The sequence below is a fragment of the Pseudomonas frederiksbergensis genome, from assembly GCF_003732275.1.
GTDB lineage: Bacteria > Pseudomonadota > Gammaproteobacteria > Pseudomonadales > Pseudomonadaceae > Aquipseudomonas > Aquipseudomonas frederiksbergensis_H.
This window is the reverse complement of sequence record NZ_MOBM01000037.1, coordinates 1-578: the sequence shown is the minus strand read 5'-3', so window position 1 is coordinate 578 and position 578 is coordinate 1. Positions and strand designations below refer to the sequence as shown.

The window sequence follows — 578 nt, the reverse complement described above, 5'->3', positions numbered from 1 at the left end:
CGCAGCACCCACTTGACGATGTCGTTGTGGCTTTCCTTGAGTGGGTTGGTAGCGTCCACGACATACAGAATCAGGTGCGCCTCGGAGATGTAGCGTTTGGTCAGGTCTTCATACATGACCTGCTCGCCGTCGACACTTTTTTCCTTGTCGCCGAACAGGCCGTGGGTGTCGACGATTTCGCACTTCTCCGGCAGCCCCTCTGGAGAATAAATTGCCAAGCGATCAGAGGACTCGTCCATGTTGATGTTCATATCGGCCATGATCTTGCCCAGCCAAGCGGCAATAACGCTTGTCTTGCCGTCGGAGAAGGCACCCAGCAAGGCGATGCGCAGCACATCGGACTCGATGGCTTGTACTGCCGAGTCGATCTTGTGCAACTCGCTACCGACGTCGGCGCCCATCTCCCCCAACTCGTCGAGCACCGCACGCAGTTGCTCCAGCCCCTTGAGCGCTGCCTGCTTCTCAACGTTGAACTGATTGAATTGTTCCATACGGCATGTTCTCCAACTGCTCTTTAATAAGGGTCATCAGCGCTATCTGCTGTTCGATGACGTCCAGAGGGCGCTTGAGCGACTCCT

The 578-nt window shown here is 55.9% G+C and carries 1 protein-coding gene; it reads right to left on the bottom strand.

Translation table 11 applies throughout. The annotated features are described in order from the left end of the window. Positions 1–491, bottom strand: a 491-nt coding sequence (locus tag BK662_RS19275; RefSeq protein WP_185047163.1) for a GTPase, incomplete at its 3' end; no start/stop codon positions are given. Between the last annotated feature and the right edge of the window lie 87 nt (positions 492–578).